At 43.5% G+C, this 18,311-nt stretch carries 19 protein-coding genes and 2 pseudogenes; 13 read left to right on the top strand and 8 right to left on the bottom strand.

Features of this window, described 5'->3' with window-relative positions:
- Window positions 1-19: 19 nt before the first annotated feature.
- The 3 genes and pseudogenes from AB4482_RS00005 to pnuC all read right to left on the bottom strand — a co-directional run.
- Window positions 20-613 (bottom strand): annotated as a pseudogene (locus tag AB4482_RS00005) (Crp/Fnr family transcriptional regulator); the annotation flags it as partial.
- A 125-nt stretch (window positions 614-738) separates the two neighbouring features.
- On the bottom strand, window positions 739-1,467 hold the full coding sequence (locus tag AB4482_RS00010; protein ID WP_372132532.1) for a nucleoside phosphorylase: 729 nt from the start codon (window positions 1,465-1,467) through the stop codon (window positions 739-741).
- An 8-nt stretch (window positions 1,468-1,475) separates the two neighbouring features.
- Window positions 1,476-2,210, bottom strand: coding sequence for a nicotinamide riboside transporter PnuC (gene pnuC / locus AB4482_RS00015; RefSeq protein ID WP_004734818.1), 735 nt, complete (start codon window positions 2,208-2,210; stop codon window positions 1,476-1,478).
- Between the two features lie 358 nt (window positions 2,211-2,568).
- Between pnuC and AB4482_RS00020 the strand changes: the two genes are divergently transcribed.
- Window positions 2,569-2,772, top strand: a complete 204-nt coding sequence (locus AB4482_RS00020; protein WP_004734817.1) for a hypothetical protein — start codon at window positions 2,569-2,571, stop codon at window positions 2,770-2,772.
- Between the two features lie 43 nt (window positions 2,773-2,815).
- Here AB4482_RS00020 and AB4482_RS00025 read toward each other — a convergent pair.
- Together AB4482_RS00025 and AB4482_RS00030 are read right to left on the bottom strand one after the other, a co-directional pair.
- A pseudogene (locus AB4482_RS00025) lies at window positions 2,816-2,944 on the bottom strand (ABC transporter substrate-binding protein); the annotation flags it as partial.
- 34 nt (window positions 2,945-2,978) lie between these two features.
- Window positions 2,979-3,428 (bottom strand): PaaI family thioesterase, encoded by a 450-nt coding sequence (locus AB4482_RS00030; RefSeq protein WP_017059105.1) that lies wholly within the window; start codon window positions 3,426-3,428, stop codon window positions 2,979-2,981.
- Between the two features lie 34 nt (window positions 3,429-3,462).
- Here AB4482_RS00030 and AB4482_RS00035 point away from each other — a divergent pair, with 34 nt between their 5' ends.
- A complete protein-coding gene (locus AB4482_RS00035; RefSeq protein WP_029235478.1) occupies window positions 3,463-3,741 on the top strand; it encodes a DUF134 domain-containing protein in 279 nt (92 codons plus the stop codon).
- A 63-nt stretch (window positions 3,742-3,804) separates the two neighbouring features.
- On the opposite strand, the gene nqrM is transcribed toward AB4482_RS00035, so the two are convergent.
- Both nqrM and AB4482_RS00045 read right to left on the bottom strand, forming a co-directional pair.
- Window positions 3,805-4,002 carry a (Na+)-NQR maturation NqrM gene (gene nqrM, locus AB4482_RS00040; protein ID WP_017059103.1) on the bottom strand — a complete coding sequence of 66 codons (198 nt, stop codon included), beginning with the start codon at window positions 4,000-4,002 and terminating at the stop codon, window positions 3,805-3,807.
- A complete protein-coding gene (locus AB4482_RS00045) occupies window positions 3,999-4,445 on the bottom strand; it encodes a NifB/NifX family molybdenum-iron cluster-binding protein (RefSeq protein ID WP_017059102.1) in 447 nt (148 codons plus the stop codon). The genes nqrM and AB4482_RS00045 overlap by 4 nt, the downstream gene beginning before the upstream one ends.
- Before the next feature lie 475 nt (window positions 4,446-4,920).
- Between AB4482_RS00045 and AB4482_RS00050 the strand changes: the two genes are divergently transcribed.
- The 11 genes from AB4482_RS00050 to AB4482_RS00100 all read left to right on the top strand — a co-directional run bounded on the left by AB4482_RS00050 (window position 4,921) and on the right by AB4482_RS00100 (window position 17,235).
- Window positions 4,921-5,643, top strand: a complete 723-nt coding sequence (locus tag AB4482_RS00050; RefSeq protein ID WP_029235926.1) for a DUF1007 family protein — start codon at window positions 4,921-4,923, stop codon at window positions 5,641-5,643.
- 94 nt (window positions 5,644-5,737) lie between these two features.
- Window positions 5,738-6,835 (top strand): nickel/cobalt transporter, encoded by a 1,098-nt coding sequence (locus AB4482_RS00055; protein WP_372180326.1) that lies wholly within the window; start codon window positions 5,738-5,740, stop codon window positions 6,833-6,835.
- 489 nt (window positions 6,836-7,324) lie between these two features.
- Entirely contained in the window at window positions 7,325-8,842 is a 1,518-nt protein-coding gene (locus AB4482_RS00060) for an esterase/lipase family protein (RefSeq protein WP_372180315.1), read from the top strand.
- A 12-nt stretch (window positions 8,843-8,854) separates the two neighbouring features.
- On the top strand, window positions 8,855-10,849 hold the full coding sequence (locus tag AB4482_RS00065; protein ID WP_372180317.1) for a choice-of-anchor X domain-containing protein: 1,995 nt from the start codon (window positions 8,855-8,857) through the stop codon (window positions 10,847-10,849).
- Window positions 10,850-11,315: 466 nt separating this feature from the next.
- A complete protein-coding gene (locus AB4482_RS00070; RefSeq protein ID WP_065676948.1) occupies window positions 11,316-11,810 on the top strand; it encodes a YcxB family protein in 495 nt (164 codons plus the stop codon).
- A gap of 79 nt (window positions 11,811-11,889) precedes the next feature.
- Complete coding sequence (locus AB4482_RS00075; protein ID WP_029235480.1) at window positions 11,890-12,615, top strand: metallophosphoesterase; 726 nt, start codon at window positions 11,890-11,892, stop codon at window positions 12,613-12,615.
- Window positions 12,616-12,678: 63 nt separating this feature from the next.
- The gene (locus tag AB4482_RS00080; RefSeq protein WP_017059095.1) at window positions 12,679-12,858 is read left to right on the top strand and encodes a hypothetical protein; all 180 of its coding nucleotides are present in this window, start codon (window positions 12,679-12,681) and stop codon (window positions 12,856-12,858) included.
- Between the two features lie 200 nt (window positions 12,859-13,058).
- Window positions 13,059-13,967: a LysR family transcriptional regulator gene (locus AB4482_RS00085; RefSeq protein ID WP_102333226.1), complete on the top strand. Its 909-nt coding sequence runs from the start codon at window positions 13,059-13,061 to the stop codon at window positions 13,965-13,967.
- Between the two features lie 128 nt (window positions 13,968-14,095).
- Window positions 14,096-15,265 carry an MFS transporter gene (locus tag AB4482_RS00090; RefSeq protein ID WP_372132522.1) on the top strand — a complete coding sequence of 390 codons (1,170 nt, stop codon included), beginning with the start codon at window positions 14,096-14,098 and terminating at the stop codon, window positions 15,263-15,265.
- 249 nt (window positions 15,266-15,514) lie between these two features.
- Window positions 15,515-15,892, top strand: a complete 378-nt coding sequence (locus tag AB4482_RS00095; RefSeq protein ID WP_372132519.1) for a hypothetical protein — start codon at window positions 15,515-15,517, stop codon at window positions 15,890-15,892.
- Window positions 15,893-16,554: 662 nt separating this feature from the next.
- Window positions 16,555-17,235: a GGDEF domain-containing protein gene (locus tag AB4482_RS00100; RefSeq protein WP_372180319.1), complete on the top strand. Its 681-nt coding sequence runs from the start codon at window positions 16,555-16,557 to the stop codon at window positions 17,233-17,235.
- Between the two features lie 156 nt (window positions 17,236-17,391).
- Here AB4482_RS00100 and AB4482_RS00105 read toward each other — a convergent pair whose 3' ends face one another.
- Window positions 17,392-18,138 carry a nuclear transport factor 2 family protein gene (locus tag AB4482_RS00105; protein ID WP_017059089.1) on the bottom strand — a complete coding sequence of 249 codons (747 nt, stop codon included), beginning with the start codon at window positions 18,136-18,138 and terminating at the stop codon, window positions 17,392-17,394.
- Window positions 18,139-18,311 lie beyond the last annotated feature (173 nt).

Below are 18,311 nucleotides of genomic sequence, written 5' to 3' on the forward strand. Positions count from 1 at the left end.
GGTGTTCATGACACGCTTACAATAGGTCTTTAACCGCTCTTCGATACACTCTGCTCGATGTGCCAAAACGTTCCGCTTCTTGATTCACTTTATCGAAACCGCCTAACACAGTATTTGTCTGACTTTGAACCAATAAGTCGTAGGCAATGTTGTAGGTAATTGAGTGTAAAAGACGATTAGTGTAAATGCCCATAGAGTCTTGATAATCTTCCGCTAATGCAGAGGCGAAAAAGAACATCATCTCCGGATTTTCATGTAGCGCTTCTGATAGTTTCTGGATACAAATAACATCAACTTGCATGTGTTCATCAGCCACTACGTTCCACTGACAAGGGGTCTGCGTGAAAAACTCCATCTCACCGAAGATATGGTAATCGCAATTCACCTCACCCAATTGAAAGCGTCGCCCATTAGCTGCAGAAATACTCATAGAGACTCTCCCTGCGGGCACTACATAAAGATACTGAAGCTGCTCACCTTGACGTAGGATTTCATCGTTTTGATTGAAGTAACGAGAGTTAACTTGGTGTTGGTAGATGAGATCTCTAAATTCAGAGCTTTTTTGTTCTAAGTAATTTTTAAAGCGTCCGCTTGAGTATGGTGCAATCTTCATACTTACTCTCTCATTGCATTACTGCTGTTTATATTCAAACGATTGTAACCACTTAAACCACAGGAGAGAACCCAATAAAAAAGCGACGGTCTCCCATCGCTTTCGCCTTGCATTTATTCAGGCTCTTATTGAGTAATTAATGCTTCCAGTGCCGCTAATGATGCTAGCCGCTCTCCTTGCATCATTGCCTCTGCCTCATCGACATATTGCCCAACGCCCTCCTTTACTTCTTGTTCGTACAAGACAACATTGTTCAAGATAGAAGCTACATTAAGCCCTCTCAAGCGTCCCACGGTAAACAGCGCGGATGTTTCCATGTCTGCACCTAAAATGCCTTTGCCATTCCAGTACTGACAAAGCGCCTGCTCGTCATCGGTATAAAAACTGTCGTGTGAGCGTACCGTGCCCAAATAGTAAGGTGTTGTTTGCTGCTGCAAGAAGTTGTCTAGCTCTTTAAGCAGAGAGAAGCTTGCATAGGCGGGATACGACGGCTTAACGTAAGCGGTAGAACCACCCTCATCGCGAACCGCGCCCTCTGCAATAATTAGCTCACCAAGCCCGATATGTGACTGCATCGCACCTGCAGACCCTACTCTGACGATATGAGTCACACCACAAAACTTAAGTTCTTCTACCGCAATGATCATTGAAGGTGCGCCAATACCAGTGCTGCAAACTGATATCGCTTTCCCTTGATAAGTTCCAGTGAAGATTCGATACTCTCGGTTCTCAGAAACCATCTCGGCATCTTCAAGCAAGCTCGCGATTCGATTCGCTCTATCAGGCTCACCACAAACAATGACTAACGGAGCAATTTGCGTTTCATCAACGCCAATATGAGGTTGCTTTGCCATCTTCACTCCTAAGACGCCGTTGCTTGAGTCAACGATTTATCACTGTTTCGTTTAGCTGTGCGTGCCCACTCACGAGTACCGTTTGCCGCAATAAACATTAAGATTGCGTATTGAACAGACATTGCGTACACACCCTGCGTCGCATAAATACCAACACTGATAATGTTAATCACAATCCACAGTATCCAGTTTTCAACATACTTACGTGTCATAAGAACTTGAGCAACAATAGATAGAATGGTCATCGTGGCATCCCAGAATGGGAACGCATCAGGTTCAAGTACTGGTTCCGTTAAATCAGCACCAAATAGATTCAAGCTATCAACCGCGATGTTTGCCAACGCAAAGAAGAATGGGTCGATATACATTGTGAGCAGTGCAATCGAAATCGCACAGGCTGCAGCCGTTGCCACCAGCTTATTTTGGCTCAACCAGCGAACTTCTAGCGTTTCACCTTGCTCATTAGGGCGTGTCCATGCGTACCAGCCGTAAATGTTGGCGCAGAAGAAAAAGAGTTGAAGCAGTAACAGTCCGTATAACTGAATTTGGAAAAAGATAACCGCAAATAAGGTGACATTCAGTAACCCGAACAGGTAATTAATGGTTTTTTCTTGGCTTGCAAACCAAATACACAGCAACCCAAATACGGTGCCGAATGCTTCAATCCAGCTCATCGCGTAGCCATCCCCTATTGGGATATTGACTAAGGTATTATTGATATCAAGTAGGGCGAATAGATCCATCGGGGTGTCCTTTATTATTTGATTTTTGTAGCACCTATCTTATTGCGCCGATAGAAACAAAGAGGAGGACATTTGTCCCCCCTAGATTGCATGCGATCATAAATCAGAATAATAATTCCGGAAAATCAAATTCACAGAAAGGTGTCATCGACCTCACAACAGTCTTGAACTCGAAACTCCAACAGCAGAACAAATCACTTCCAAAAACGAAACTTTAGCTTACTGGCTTTAAGCTGATATCGCGTTGACGGGCGCTCTTGAGAAGCGCATGCTTTTATTTCGAGCAGAATCGTTTTTGGCCGTGTAATCGCCAACATAACTCATTCTGTGCAACGTACTCAATTGAATGGCAGGTCACATGAATAAGATTGTTATGTTAGTAATGGGGCTGTTTTTTACCAGTCGATTATTTGCCAGTATTGTGCCGCATGTTGGCCAGCTTGAACATGATGCGCCCATTCTCCTTCGCTCTGCATTGATTGTGGGCGTTGCGGCTTATGTCGTTTGGACAGCGTTCAAATATTTCAAAAAGAACAAAGCCTCTGGTTCAGAACAACTCTAAGGATAGGCATTAGAAATGCCTGATAGTCAGCAGTTAAACTCGGTTACTTATCTGCAAAATAATCGACCAAGATTTTACGCCACTTTCGTGACTCACGAATCTTCAACAGGGCGCGGTTAATCTCTTCTTCGTACACGTTATTTTCAGTGATTATGAAACCGTAGTTGGACTTTTATAACTGATAAAACAACACCGCTATACCAAGCTTAAGTTTGATAGCTAGAAACTGACATAAACTGACTTTGTGCCGACGAACATAACTTTCCGCACTGAGTAATTTGGCTTTCTAGGAAGTAGATATTACGTCTACTTTTCACCCATTGGGCACGAACTTCCAGTTCTTGACCAATCAAAATCGGATGATGAAAACGAGAGGTTAAACTCACCGTCATCGCCTTGATATCATTCTGAAATAGACAATGCAACATCGCGCTGTCATGCAATGTAGTGACAATGCCACCTTGCATGATGCCATCGTAGCCCTCAGCTTTATCTGTTGGTACAATCTTGGCTCTGGTTTTATATTTAGCTACTGCCTCATGCTTAGTTAAAGTGTCATGCTCGCCAATAGCTTCAAAACAAATGGCGCTGTCGTTGAAAAAACCTTGGCTGCACACTTGGCAACGCCGATGATTGTGTGGAAAGAAAACCTTCATACTTACCTTTACCCATAGATTGCTAGAGATTGATATGGCTCGACCAAAAAAACATCGCCAGTTGTGTACCCGTACGGCTTACTCTTGTTTTAAGCCCAATGGTGTTCCTATGGACGAGCTTCATAAAGAAGAATTGCTATTGGAAGAGCTCGAAGCCTTGCGCTTGGCTGATCAAGAAGGCCTGAGCCAGCTTGAAGCCGCTGAACAAATGCAGGTGTCTCGCCAAACGTTCGGCAACATTATCAAGCGTGCACGAGCTAAAGTCGCCAAGTGCATCGTCAATGGTCACGCGTTGGTGATTCAAAGTAGTTAATTAACGTGTTAGCCAGAAGTTATTTAACTCAGTGAGCGAGAACTCTGATGCTTACTTCGATACTTAGCTTGATGGCTCAGTAATCTGATACAGCTTTTTGCTTTGCCCTTCACACACATCCTTGCAATTGCATTCACGCTCAATATCTAACTGCGCCAATCCTCCACAGCTGCCTTTGATTGGCTTGCGCGAAAAAATCACGCCTATCGCCATCAATGTAACGACTCCGACAAACCCCAATAGCGTCAACAAAAAGGTCATTGTCGGAACCCTCGAATAGCACCTAGCTGATTAGGCTGTACCATTAGAATCGAAGCTTGTTTTTTGTGCCCGTTTTCGCCGCACGTTTTATTGCCACACCCACTATTTCTCGGCTCGCGACCATAATCGAGATCGGTCACTTCCCGTAGATTGTCGAAATCCAAAGCCCCGATTTCTGCCTTACCTGTCGATGCCAAGACTCGAATATCGTTATTGAACAAGTGCGCCAGCATCTTCTTACCAATATAACGAACCACCACAGATTTCACATCGTAAGAACGGAGAACCGAAATCCATTGCTTCTTTTTATTGCAAGAGGTGTCGGAGTCAATCAAAGGAACAATCTGTTTTATCTGTCGTTGTTCATCGACAATCGCGATCTGTGGGGAACGAGCAAAGTGGTTGCCAACATGAAGGTCGCGACAAGGTACTGCGTATAACATAGTAACTTCCTGTTATTGATGATCAGGAGTTCAGCATACGCCCCATTACTGGCATATGCCAATAACTATCATGTGAAAAATAAGATTTACTGGATCGATAACTAAGATCACAAGCACCCAAACTTACCGTCATCTTCAGCCTATCTCAGTTACCTTTCAAATAACCATATATACTAGGGGGTAGTATTTTTACTGGGGGTATTTTTTGCGTTGTTAATGCCTGTTATCAAGAGCCAAGCTCAAACCCATTACAAAAAGGCCTCGCACAACCGAGAGCTTAATCGACTATTCAACGTCACACACTAGTCTGAATAATGTCGAATTAGGGACCAATCAAAGATGTTTATAGGAAAAATAGGTTGGATTGAAAATCAAGAATTGCAGTCGGCTTCAATGTAAACAAGCTTATAATTTGAAGTGAACAACGCATCGGGTTGTTATAATATAACATCACACTAAATTACCATCATTTCTCATGAAACAGCCATTTATTCTAATCGATGTCATCAATCGCCTCTCCACACGCTATGTAAGCCGTTTCTCGACATGCTTTCGCTCTCTCAAGGGCTTGACTGTTGGCCTAGCATTATTGTGTTTTGCGCCAAATCTATATGCCCACCCTCACTCTTGGATAGAGATGAAAACTCATATTGAGGGAGAGAATGGCATGATCACCGGTCTCTCTATGGAGTGGTCTTTTGATGCAATGACCTCGATGTACATGTTGGATGGAGAAGACGTCTCTGCCGATACAGAAACTGAAACATTCAAAAAGCTCGCTGCGTCTGTAATCGAAAACATGATGTACGAGCACTACTTCACGTACTTTTATGATGGTGAAGAGCCCATCAAATATCAGGTGGTTGAGAACGCAAAGTTTGAGCGTGATAAAGCCAAGATGGTTCTAACATTTGACCTACCACTTTCTAAACCTAAGCCTGTGACACGAAACTCGCTTCGCGTATTGATTTTTGACCCTAGTTACTTTGTCGACATGTCGTGGCTATCCAACAGCGACGTGACATTGTCACCTGAACTAGCAAGACAATGCCATTTAGAATTAATCGAGCCTAACCCGACGCCAGAGCAAATGAGTTATGCAATGTCTTTACCTGTCGATGCAGATCCAGATAACACGCTAGGCCAACTGTTTACACAATCGGTTGAGCTTCATTGTGCGGCGGTTCCCGCTTCTTAGTCGCAGTGATTCGTTTCAGCCTTTAAGTCAGCGTCTAGCTGATTAAGCATGGCAACTAATTAACAGAAAGATTTCAGATATAGGTTCTTGTTAAATAAAGAAAAATCAATCCAAAATCAATCACTACCTCATTGGTGCTGGCGCGTTCGTGCTTATTGCTATTGGTGCGTATCAACTGTGGTCCATGTGGCCATCGTTAGTTATCTCTAGCATTCAATGGCAAAGAGAAGTCAATTCAGAACTTGCAGACCTGCTCTATGAAGCTAAATCCAGCCCTTGGGGCGCAGGCAGTTACCTTATCGGGTTCAGCTTTATCTATGGCATGCTTCATTCTTTGGGGCCTGGGCACGGCAAAGTTATCGTGTCGACTTACTTAGCGACTCACCCAACCAAAGCCAAGGCGAGTTTAGTGCTTACGGTCGTCTCCGCTTTTTTACAAGCATTGGTCGCAATCTTACTAGTAAGCGTGTTGCTGTGGGGCTTTAGTGCTTCCATGCGAGTAGTGAATGACAAAGCGAATATGTTTGTTTCATTAAGCTTTGCCTTAGTCGCGGTCGTCGGCGCGCTTATATGTTGGAAGGCTTTGAAAAACATCTACACCGCTATGCGTAAGCCTAAGCTGAAAGTGAAAGCCATCACTACACTCGCAACAGACACAGCTGCGACAATTTCAGCGCGTTCGCCAATGGCACTTCGTTCATCAATATCAGCCCCTTCTCCGATAATCGACGCTACTAGCACAATGCAAGCCGCAGCTAACACTCATGCAGATCATTCTCATGCCGACTGTGGGTGCAGCCACCAGCATGTAGCCGATGCAGACGCAATCAACAAAGCCTCAACGCTCCGAGAATATGCTGGAATTATAGTGACGATTGGCGTAAGACCGTGCACCGGAGCCATCATGGTACTGCTTTTCGCAAACATGGTTGGCCTATATTGGATGGGCGTATTGAGCGCCTTTGCGATGGCCGTAGGGACAGCATTAACAACCTCATTAATCGCAATGATGACGCTAACAGGCAAACACTTAGTGAAGCGCTACTTGGCAGCAGGCAACAAGAACAGCAATGCCTCATTGAAAGCCACAGGTCACTACTTGCAACTCTTTGGCGGCATTTTGCTTGTGTTGATTGGCTTGTTATTAATGAACGGTCAAGACAGCGGCATGTCCCCTGTATTCACTATGTAGCGAACGATGTAATAACAAACCTCAGTTTATTGCGACCTTTACCATTTTTACTAAAAAACACTAGCCCTTATCTCTCAAATCTGAATTAACAGCCACATAATTTCTACTAACCTAACTTTGCACAGCCAGTTAGGTTAGTAGTCAGCCATTCAGAACAGCGCGCTCTATGTAGTTCTGTAACAAACCTACATCCAACTTTGATTTTCCTATTCTTAGCTACTCTTTCATAAACTAACTTAGATTGTTCTAACAATATTAGAGCACTATCTCCCTCCTTTTGAAAATAAGGACATAACTTCCGCAATCCAGAAACTGCGATCGCACTCTTCCTATTTTGAAAAAAAATAGAGCAGCAGTTTTATCAATTGAGTAACAAGCCGAAATTATACCCAATAAATTTCACATCAAACTCCAAGCCTTTACCTTACAACTACAGATAGAGCTTTCTTCAACCAAATTCTTGGATAACCTATACTCAAAGGTAAACAAATGAAACTATACATTCCGAGCGCCACGCTCAGTGTTTTGTTACTTTCTCCGAGTTTCGCGAGTGCCGAAGATATACCTGATTCATACGAATTGCGTAATTTTTCGATGCGCTCACAAAGCTCTGGGATAGCCCCACCGCAAGAAGAACTCGGCGTTTATGTTGTGAATTCGGGTCCTGGTCTGGATACCGGTTGTACCTATGCTTCTGGCGGACCTCTACTTATCTCTTTACCTGTTCCTATGGTTGTCAGCCCCAACGTTTTACAAAGTGACGGGAGAATTGCCCCAAGTAAACTGGGCGATATGCAGCAAAAAGGCGTTCTCGGTTCTAACGCAAGGATTAGCATGCCGGTCTTCGACATAGACTCCAATGCCAACGTCAGTAATATTGCTCCAGAAATAGATGTCGTATCTTTTAACGGAAAGTCTTTAGGTACGCTGCAAGGCTCTGATAACCGCTGGACGGATACTAACCTTCAAGTCGATATCAGTGATATCAAGTTCGGCCAAAACAATGAGATTCGCGTCGATATTGATACTGGCAATACGGGAGACAACTGGTGTATGTCTGTCGATTGGGTCTCAATCGAGCTTGATGTTGCCATTCCTGTGATTCTTGCTCATGGCATTGCTGCACAATCAGACACTTGGGATGATGATACGGCTCCAGGCGTGCTTTCTACACTTGATGACTATGGCATTCGTTATACTCGTTTCTCTGCTGACAAAAATGGAACCACAGCGACTAACGCTAATATCTTGAACAACAAAATTCAGGGTTTTCTCGATGAGTTGAAATCCGACAAAGTTCACGTCATTGCACACAGTAAAGGCGGGCTAGATACCCAAAACCTCAAAGCACTTAGCCCTTCCTTTGAGATAACCTCCCTTTCTACTTTCTCCACACCTCACCTTGGTAGCGTCGCAGCAGATTTGTCGGTGATAAAAATGGACCACTACGCCGATATCTACAGTAACGTCAGTACCGATCCAAATAATTACGCTGGCAAGTACATGCAACTCCCAAATATTCCGTTTGCGGGTCCTAAAATGCCTGGTATCCGTGATCTAACAACGGATACAGCATCAAACGCGATCCAAATGCGTACTCGCGGCAATATTGCAAATACATTTTCTATTGGGGCAAATGCCGATCTCAACCAAGACGGTGTTATTGAGAAAGATCCTGATATCGTTGGCCTATTCCCATGGGGATCGCGTTGGGCAGGCGTTAACGCTTGGCAGGCGCTAAGAAGCTTTAGTTCTGCGGCCTACCTCGATACTCAAACTCAATCGGTCACAATGCCAAGTGTGCATGGACCACAAGCTCATCCAATCACCATAGTCAGTTACCAAGCCATTCAAACAGTACCGCAAGAAAATGATGTTGTTGTGACCTTGGCAAGCGCTAACCCAAGTTATACCAATGCATTGGGTAACGTATTGGCTAACCACTCAACAATGAAAACGGGACAAAACGTTGAACGCTTTCTACAACAAATTATTTCAATGCGCTAAGGAGTGGCCACAATGAAATTCATCAAGCAATTAGTGATGGTGTTCAGTCTTTTCTGTACCTTCATCACACCGGCTATCGCCAGTAATGCAATACCCGTTGGGATGAGTACAAGCACGACACTATCTCAACCAGTGACTAGTAACGATAACGAAGTCACAATGCTATTTACCATCGACAAAGCGGAAGCCCTAAAAGCAGAAATCATCGTGCCGTTGGATGATGCAACCGTATATTTAGTCAAGCCTAACGGGCAAGTCGCAACATCATCCAATGATGTGCAAGCGAACATACTTTCAGGTGACACACAAAGTCCGCCGCTACCGGGCAGCTATTTATTTTTGCCTGAAGTAACTAACCCTGAACCTGGCGAATGGAAGATCGTCGTTGATTTTCCAAACCCAAGTTACAACACAGTAATTATTGCTCATGTTGCGATCCAATCCCCTATTGCGTTTGGCATGGCGATAGCTGCAAACCAATTTGTGGTCGGTGAACCAGTTCCCGTTTCTGCATTACTGACAAACAAAGGGAATCCAATCACAGGTGCCCAAACCAGCGCAGTGATCATTGATGAAGCTGGAATAAAAACACGCCTGACGCTTAAAGATGAGGGTGTCAATTTCGATGCTATTGCTAAAGATGGTGTCTACAGCAATATTTTCGTTCCACCCGCTGAAGGGGATTATCTAATTGAAGGCATAACGTCTTTTGAAGAATATGGAACAACTATCACTCGCCAGACAAGTAAAAAAATCCACGTACTACCCTCTGACATTGAATTTGTCAGCCTCTCACTCGCTCCACTGTTTTCCTCTGAAGGCTGTGTTATTGCCTTAGAGCAGCGCTTGGAACTTGATGTTAAATCCGCGGGGGATTTTGCCATTCATGGTTACCTCACCGATGGAATTGACGAGCTGAACACAAGCAAACGTCTGCAACTCAAACCTGCGAAGCAAATCGTCACTCTACAGTACTCAACTGAAGATATTTTTGGCGCGTTTGATTCAGCGTCTACTTTGACCTCCAACCCGACGATCATCTACGCAATCACTCAAGATGACATACGAATTTCAGCCCCTCGAATTCAGTTTGAAGAATTTATTGATTTAACATCTTTTGAGCGTTGCCGCGAACCGATTGAAGTCACGGGGAGTTTAGTCACCACACCGACTATGTCGCAAGATGGAACCTACATTGATTCGCTGAGTTTTGAGTTTCCTATCCATGTTACGCGCAGTGGAACTTACACAGGTTCGGTAAATATCGTTGGTGCAGCCGGAGAGTATTTAGAGCTAGTGAGTTTCCAAGAACCGCTTGAGGCTGGCGAAAACACCATCAAGTTTACCGTTCCTGGTGACACGTTTAAGCAAGCCGATGGTCCTTATGAACTGAACGCACTGCTAATCTACAGTGGCGTTGACTCCTATCGACAAGGAGTTCTCGGTCAAACTCCACCATACCAAGCCTCTGATTTCAGTCCGCCAGTGAATGTGACCCTCCCCTCTAACCTATTCGGTTTGGAAAGAGAAAACTGGCAAGCAACCCCGGCAACACAAGTCACGCAACATCGTGTCGGTGGTTACTTGAGAGCGGGGGCTTCAATCCCATACGACTACGAAACACTAGCGAGTTTTGACTTAAGTGAGGTTCGAGGGAAAATCAAACAGGCTACGCTTATTGTTGACTTCGGAGATTCAACCCTTCAATTTCCATTCAACAATGTGACTGCGCATATCGTTAATCAAACTTGGTCTCCAAACACACTGGATTACGACACGTTCTGTGAGTCTTTTACAATATGTGCAGCATGGAGTAATCCACTCACTACATTCAACAACGTAGAAGCAGGTCAAACGCTTAGGTTTACCAACTCTAAACTATTAGAAGCATTAAATGAGAAGAGAGTGTCTGAGTTGAACAAACTAGATATTGCTCTTACCTCTTCTCCCTATGAAAGAAGTTTCTTCATTAACGTTAAGCAGGTGTCATTATTCATCGAGTACTGATCCTAAAACTGAAATAGAATAAGGCCATGCCCAAGGTATCGCTTTGGGCATGGCCTCTCAGAGTGAACAGTGATGAACTTTGCAAGCTTCATATGTTTATTCTGTTAGAGCAGACTATGCCAGCCCCTCAACAGTAGTGATAAAGCACGCTAATCACTATAGACTCCATCAACCAACAAAATGAGATCGAAGTTTTATCCAAAAAGGCCAGTAGTCCCAACAACCGGGTGACTCCACAGATCTATCCATCCCATCACCAATTTTTAGGTGACTTTAAAGATGCCCCTACACTAGTCTGATAGCTAAAGTTAGAATAGACCCGTTAAGTATCATCGATTTACAAAACAGAGCCAAAATATCTAAATAAAAACAGTGAGAAGCGATACAATAATCAAGTTGCAAAATTGCAGCGTGGGACACCTGCCCACTGACAGCCCATTCACAGAGAACCATAAAGTAGCCTCACATGTCTAAAGAACCCGGTTTCACTACAGAATACAAACTCGACAAGACGTTTTTCGCGGAGTGTTATGATCAAACTAGCCTTCCGACTCAATTTCCAAAAGCCTACTTAAAAGGAATACTGTTTCTTATTTTTGGTGTGGTTCTGCTGGAGTTTGAACTATTACCTAACGGCTATGTTGGCTGGTTCTTTATTGTTTTGAGTGTGATTGAAGCATTCAGTGTGTACTGCAAAAGAACCTGGTGGTTATGGCGACAAAAAATCAGCTCAGGCGCAGGCAGCAAAATTGTCTTTCAAGGTGACGCTAACGGAGTAAGTTACAAAAACCACAAAGCGACCAACACCATCGCGTGGAGTGACATCGACCAACTTGAGCAGACCGATCTTGGTTTTATACTGCATATCGGTAAACAGCGCCAATATGTGAGTAAATCTTGTTTAAGCAATGAAGCTATTGCCTTCATGATTGAACACCACGCCGCATCAAAAGCGAAATAACACCAATAAATGCCTGCTGATTTAGCAGGCATTTTTCTATCACTTTTAATTCTACGTATCGAATTACCGGACAATAACAATGAATACCGTGTACCAAATCAGTGATTGCCACCTTTCCGATGAATCCAGCTATGAGAACCTGCGCAGAGCACTGGAATACGTCAACAAAGACACGGCATGCAAGACCATCTTTCTGACTGGTGATATTTGTTGTAACCCAAAGTCTGGCGACTACGTTCGATTAGAGGCATTCATTAGGCAACACATTAGCGACCAATCCATTTACGTGATTGCGGGTAATCATGATGACTCTCGCTTAATGCGCACAGAGCTAAAAGGCTCGACGATTTATGTCACCGACAAAGCCACCATCGGTGAACGAGAGTTTGTGTTCCTAGACTCAAGCTTCAAGCCGCTAGACAGCCGCCACCCACTTGGTTCAGGGCGTATTGATAACCGCGGCATGGCTCAGCTAAAACAACAATTGAGAAAGGCCAATGATCCTATCGTGGTTGTTCACCACCCTGTCATTCCAGTCGGTGCAGATTGGATGAAAGCGATCCGCCTAGAGAACGATACTGATGTGATGAAAGTGCTTCGAAAATATCGCGTTCGTGACGTGTTCTGCGGTCATGGCCATGATGAAATAACAGCGACACAGCAAGGCATAACTCAATATATGGCCCCGTCGACAGCCTATGGCTTTGACCACTCGATCAATGAATACAATCGCAGCGAGAAGATAGGATTAAGTCGAATCTCGTTCTGTACTGATTCCATCAACTACCAAGCTGTCTATTTTTGAACCCTATCTTACTGTCTTAAACCTCATAGATTAGCTTTCAAATAAACCAAACTATATAGAGCTATGCCAATAGAAGAGGCTTGCGGCGATTCAATTTATCAATCTGTGATTGAAGCCCACAACCCAACTTCCACAACGGGTCAACGTTCAGTAGAAGAAATTACCTGGTTAGCACTGATGACTGTAAAACAAATGCACGATTTAGTTCGGCGCAATCTCGAAAACGAAGAGCTCGAAAACTAAAAGTTTGAAAAAGAATTATCTAGAAAACAGAAAGCTTGAAAGCTGAATACGTAGGATTATCGCCCCACTCTCACAAGTGACCAGAGCCTTGCAAACGTTATTACCCTAAGGTTTGCTAGCAAGGTCTTTGTGATTGATAATAAAAGCAATATAGGCGCAAGTTAGCGCTTTTTTATCACCTAGGTTTATATTGAGGCTATATGGAAATCAAAGTACTAAAAAGCTTTGTAGCTGTCGCGACGCATTGCAGTTTTTCAAAAGCCGCAAAAGAGTTGAATACCGTTCAACCTGCCATTAGCCGCCATATCACAAGCCTTGAACATGAACTTGGAGTGAGCCTATTTTTTCGTACATCTCGAGAAGTCGTCATTAGCGCCGCAGGGCAGCACTTACTTAAAGATGCGATTAGACTCATCGAACAAACGGAACAAGCCAAACAGTCCGCGATTCGAGCTTCTTCTGGTTGTATTGGTACTTTAACTATTGGTTATCTTGGAGGCGCAACTCTAAGCTTTCTGCCTCGTTTAGTTCGACAGTATATTGCTGAAAACCCCAATATTGATGTTGATCTTGTTGAGATGACGGCTTCTGAACAGATCGAAGCTCTGGACAAAAGAGAGATCGATATTAGCTTCTCTCGCCCACTGCCGAACCTGCTTGTTGATGATTACACCTCGGTGACGATTTATACAGATAAGCTTGTTGCTGTTTTGCCCGTCACCCACGAGTTGGCTAAATACTCCACCATTCAAATGAAACAACTGCAGCAAGACCCTTTCATCTTATTTGAACGTGAACAAGCGGTAGGATTATTTGACTCCATCATTACTCAATGTGACCTATCTGGATTCTCTCCAAATATAAAAAAACAACCCAACAACATGCAAACCGTGTTAACCCAAGTCTCTTCTGGCTTAGGTGTATCTATCGCACCGCATGCAATTCGTGATTTACGCAGTGAGGGATGTGTATTTGTTAATCTTGAATCTGTGGACGTACAAATGCCATTAGTGATGACACACCATTCGCATACTCTATCCCCTACAGCCAGTGTCTTTGTTGCTGTCGTACAGAGTGAAATAGAGGCGATTCAACAAAACATGGCTTAGAAAGTTATCTATACCAGATTCGTATAGAATTTAAATCAAATGGTTATTTTTGTTATTCAATCGCTAACCTTAGACTTAGCTCATCGAAATCATTCATTAAAACGATGAACCAAAGTTAAGGTGTCACCATGTCAAAATTGACTACAGAAGTGTTGAGCACAGGACGTTTATTACTGATGTCGAGCGCAGTCTCGGCAACTGCTGCAAACCTTTATTATAACCAACCCATCTTACCTAAGATCGGCGCAGAGCTAGGGTTAACAAGCGAACAGCTAGGCGCAGTGCCAGCTGCCGGTCAGATTGGTTATGCCGTGGCATTGCTATTCTTATCGCCCTTAGGAGACACGTTACCCCGCAGACGCCTAATAGCGATCTTGTCTGTCATGTTGGTGTTGTCATCTTTTGTCGCGTTTACTGCATCTAGCTTAGTGGCTCTGGTTGTTGCGTGTTTTGCGATTGGTTTGAGTGCCAACATCACTCAGCAGCTGATTCCATTTGCAGCGTCACTAAGTACTCCAGAAACGAAAGGAAAAGTCATTGGCACATTAATGACAGGCCTAACTGTGGGCATCTTGCTTTCGCGTACACTCAGTGGGTTCATCGGTGAGCAGTTTGGGTGGCGCGCGGTATTTATGATGTCAGCAATTATTGCGATGGTCTTTGGTGTGTTGCTGTATGCCTTTTTACCGACGAACACGCCGACAACGAAAATACCTTACCTTAAACTGGTTGCGAGCATGGCCACGTTAATCAAGCAGCATGCGACGCTGCGTACTTCCGCTTTAACTGGCGCGCTTTGGTTTGCTTCGTTCAATGCGCTGTGGGCGACGTTAGCTCTGCATGTCAGTGAATCTCCGTTTAACTACAATGCACAACAGGCAGGAATGTTTGGTGTTATTGCTCTTGCTGGAGTCATTGGAGCAAAAGTTTCAGGGTCACTGGTGAGCAAGTTTGGCTCTCGAAACATGATCAGTATGGCGTTAGTTATTATTACTGCTGGTTTTATTATATCGGGGCTTTTCGCTGACACATTGGCTGGATTGATCGTCGGTATCATTCTCATCGACCTTGGGGTATTTAGCGCTCAAGTATCGAACCAAGTACGCGTATTCTCAATTGACCCACAAGCTCAAAGTCGTATCAACGGAATCTATATGCTTGGCTACTATCTCAGCGGTGCGTTTGGTTCATTTGTGGGAATTCAGGTATTTGAACGTGCGGGTTGGATTGGTGTTGTGGGCTTTAGTATTGCAGTCGTGATATTGAGTTTTATCGTTAACCGTTCAAATAAGCAATAAGTCACCTCGTCTTAATTCTTGAACTTACCAATATGCACAACGGATATTCACTCTGTAATTGATAGCAAATTACCACCCAGTGATTTGCTATCGTTCTAGATCTAATAAGGCAGTAGTAACTCTACTCTCTCAAGTTTTGAATATCATGATTCTCAAACAAGCTTTCCCGCCTAGAGCGCTGTTATGCCTTTGCGAGATGATCTTGGTCTATTCTTATCATTTAGACGACTGAGTTCCGAGGCTTTGAGTATGAATAAACTGTTTTTAATCTTATTGGTTTTTCTTTTGTCCGGATGCGGAACAAGTGATAGTGCTTTGATTGAGAGTGGTCACAACACCTCTTACATACAAGGTTTTCATGACGGTAGGCATAGCGGCATGCAAGAAAGCGGCAATAGCTTCGAAAACTACATAAAAGATGGAAAGCGTTTTGAACCAGACAGTGACTACAAGCAAGGCTGGATCGCGGGTGAGTCTGAGGGGAAAAAGCTACAAGCAGAAGCAACAGCGATCGGTAAAGGTGCCGCTGCTAGTTATCCTCAAAAATCGACAACGACGGATTTAGATGAAGTAGCAAAAGACACCTTAAAAGGCGTCGATACATCGGGCTTAGAGAATTTAAAATAAAGGTATAACAAAGCTAAGGTTAGGCTCCTGAATAACTCGCACCTTGCCCTACGCTTACAAATGCACCTGAGCAAAAATCGATCTGCATCAGCATATAGTTTAATAATGATTAACTACTAAACATTCATAATACAAATTGCGCAATACTGAATTGAGAGAGTTCATTTTTACGTTGTTGGTGATTTCATGGATGTACACACCTTAGCTATATATACCTCTTTGTTAGCAGCTACGGTTGCGAGTGCTATGTTGTTAACGCATAAATATATACTCGCAGGCACCACGTTAGGGGTAAATTATATTGCTTATGCTGCTTTGCTGTTAGGAGCCAGTGTTACCCCGCTTTCGTTCGGCGTTACTCAATCTTCAGAATCCATTGTTTTTCTTTCCAATGGTGCATACGCAACGGCTTTTGGTTTGTTACTCGTCGGTATAACCGTGTTACGCGGAGCGAGTCGATCTTTTCTCGTAATATCAATCATCATTAGCTCCCTTGGCATTAGCTTCTTCCTTTATAGCGCCCTAATTGCGCCTTCTGTAACTTCTAGGATCGAGGCTCGAGGCTCGAGGCTCGAAGTATTCTCGTTGTGACGATATGTATCTTAGCCCTCTGTGCAAACTATTCAGGGGAAAAGCACGATAACAGAGAAGCAAAGTGTCTGTTGAATCTGACCCTGTTTATCAACATTCTCTATATTGCAATTAGGGGCGTACTTGCTCATACCAAAGGAACGAATTCGAACTATTACCTGATATCAGATATTCATAAATTGTCTTTCGTTATCATGACAATCACAATTGTTAGCCTCGCATTTTCAGTGTTTTGGATCTTAACTGATCGTTTGTTGAAGCAGACCTATCGTTCATCGATCACTGATGAACAAACCGGCCTTTATAACCGTAGAGGCCTAGCAGAACTGATACCCAAGCTTGTTCAACCAGGCCGAGAGAGTGACATTTCTGTACTGATTGCCGACCTAGATCACTTCAAAAAAATTAATGATACCTATGGTCATGACAAGGGAGATGATGTGATTAAGCACTTTGGTCAAATTCTTGAAGATACATGCCGCACAAGCGATTTCTGTTTTCGCTATGGTGGAGAAGAGTTTGTTGTCATGTTACCTAGAGCGAATAAAGTTCAAGCAATGCAGATAGCTGAAAGAATAAGAAACCACGCAAAACACAACTCCAATCAAGAGCTCTCTTCTGGCACGTATACTGTCAGCATTGGAGTGACTCAAGCCCTCATAAACGATGACTGGAATTCATTAATTAAAAGAGCGGATAACGCCCTCTACGACGCAAAATCTCAAGGGCGCGATTGCATTGTTGAGCGTTAAGGCGAGTTGTAAAACAGTGTAAATATTCTTCCATCACAAAACATGTTGGCTAAGATTCAAGAAGTTAAACACACACAACCAGTAAGGTTAGCAAGGATGCGCTTTTTCGGTTTGTTTTAGCGATAGCATTATTGGCGTAACTCCCTTAAAGCGACTCTAGAACTTCCCGCCATTTACCCATTCTGCTTTTGGTGGCACGGGCTCTTGGTTTACCCATATCTCTTTAATTTGACCTCCCTCAACTCGGAATAGATCAAAACGCGCAACCTCGAGACCATTATCAATAACTCGGCTGTAAGCTGCTACGAAGTTACCTTGACCGACAATCTTGAACACTTGGTCATAGCCACCAATATAGCTATCTAAAGGGCTCACATCTGAGGCTTGATAAACGGCTAGCTCTTCGTGCTGGAGATACTTTGATAGCTTGTCTTTCTGCCCTAGTACCATGACATCACATAAAAAATCACGGATAAGGTTCTTATTCTCCTCTGTTTTATCTAAGTCAGTATGATTGATTGGCCCTTGCAGTCGACCTTCCCCTTCCGTCGGTTGAGCTTCGAAGGCAGAAATCACATCCCAATGTTCAATAATTTTATCGTCATTATCGGTATCGAATAGATCCGTAGTCACCCACTTATATTCGCCATTATTAATATCTTGGAATGCTTGAACAAACACGAATTGGCCATCGACGATTGAACGTATGATCTTTATGTCTCTAACAGGGCAGCGTTTTAAGAACGGTTCGAAGAACTCAACAAAACCATCAATACCGTTGCGAACCCCAGTGCTATGTTGAGTATAACGTTGACCGGTGTACTTCGTTACCGCCTCTAATGCATGACCATCTCGGATACCTTCCATATACAGATTAGTCGCATTCGCTAGCTTATTGCTCATAGATAGTTTCTCCAAACTTAATAGTGCCAAAGTACGTTATTTGGCTCGTACACTGAAACTCAGAACTAGATTGTCTCAGGTGTCCTTTTAACTGTCGGATTGTTGAATAGGCTCTTCGCGTCGCTATTCAAAACCAAGTTAAGCTCGATATACGTCTACAGCATATCGAGCCT

This window comes from Vibrio sp. 10N.222.55.C7 (assembly GCF_041473335.1).
Classification (GTDB): Bacteria; Pseudomonadota; Gammaproteobacteria; order Enterobacterales; family Vibrionaceae; genus Vibrio; species Vibrio crassostreae_C.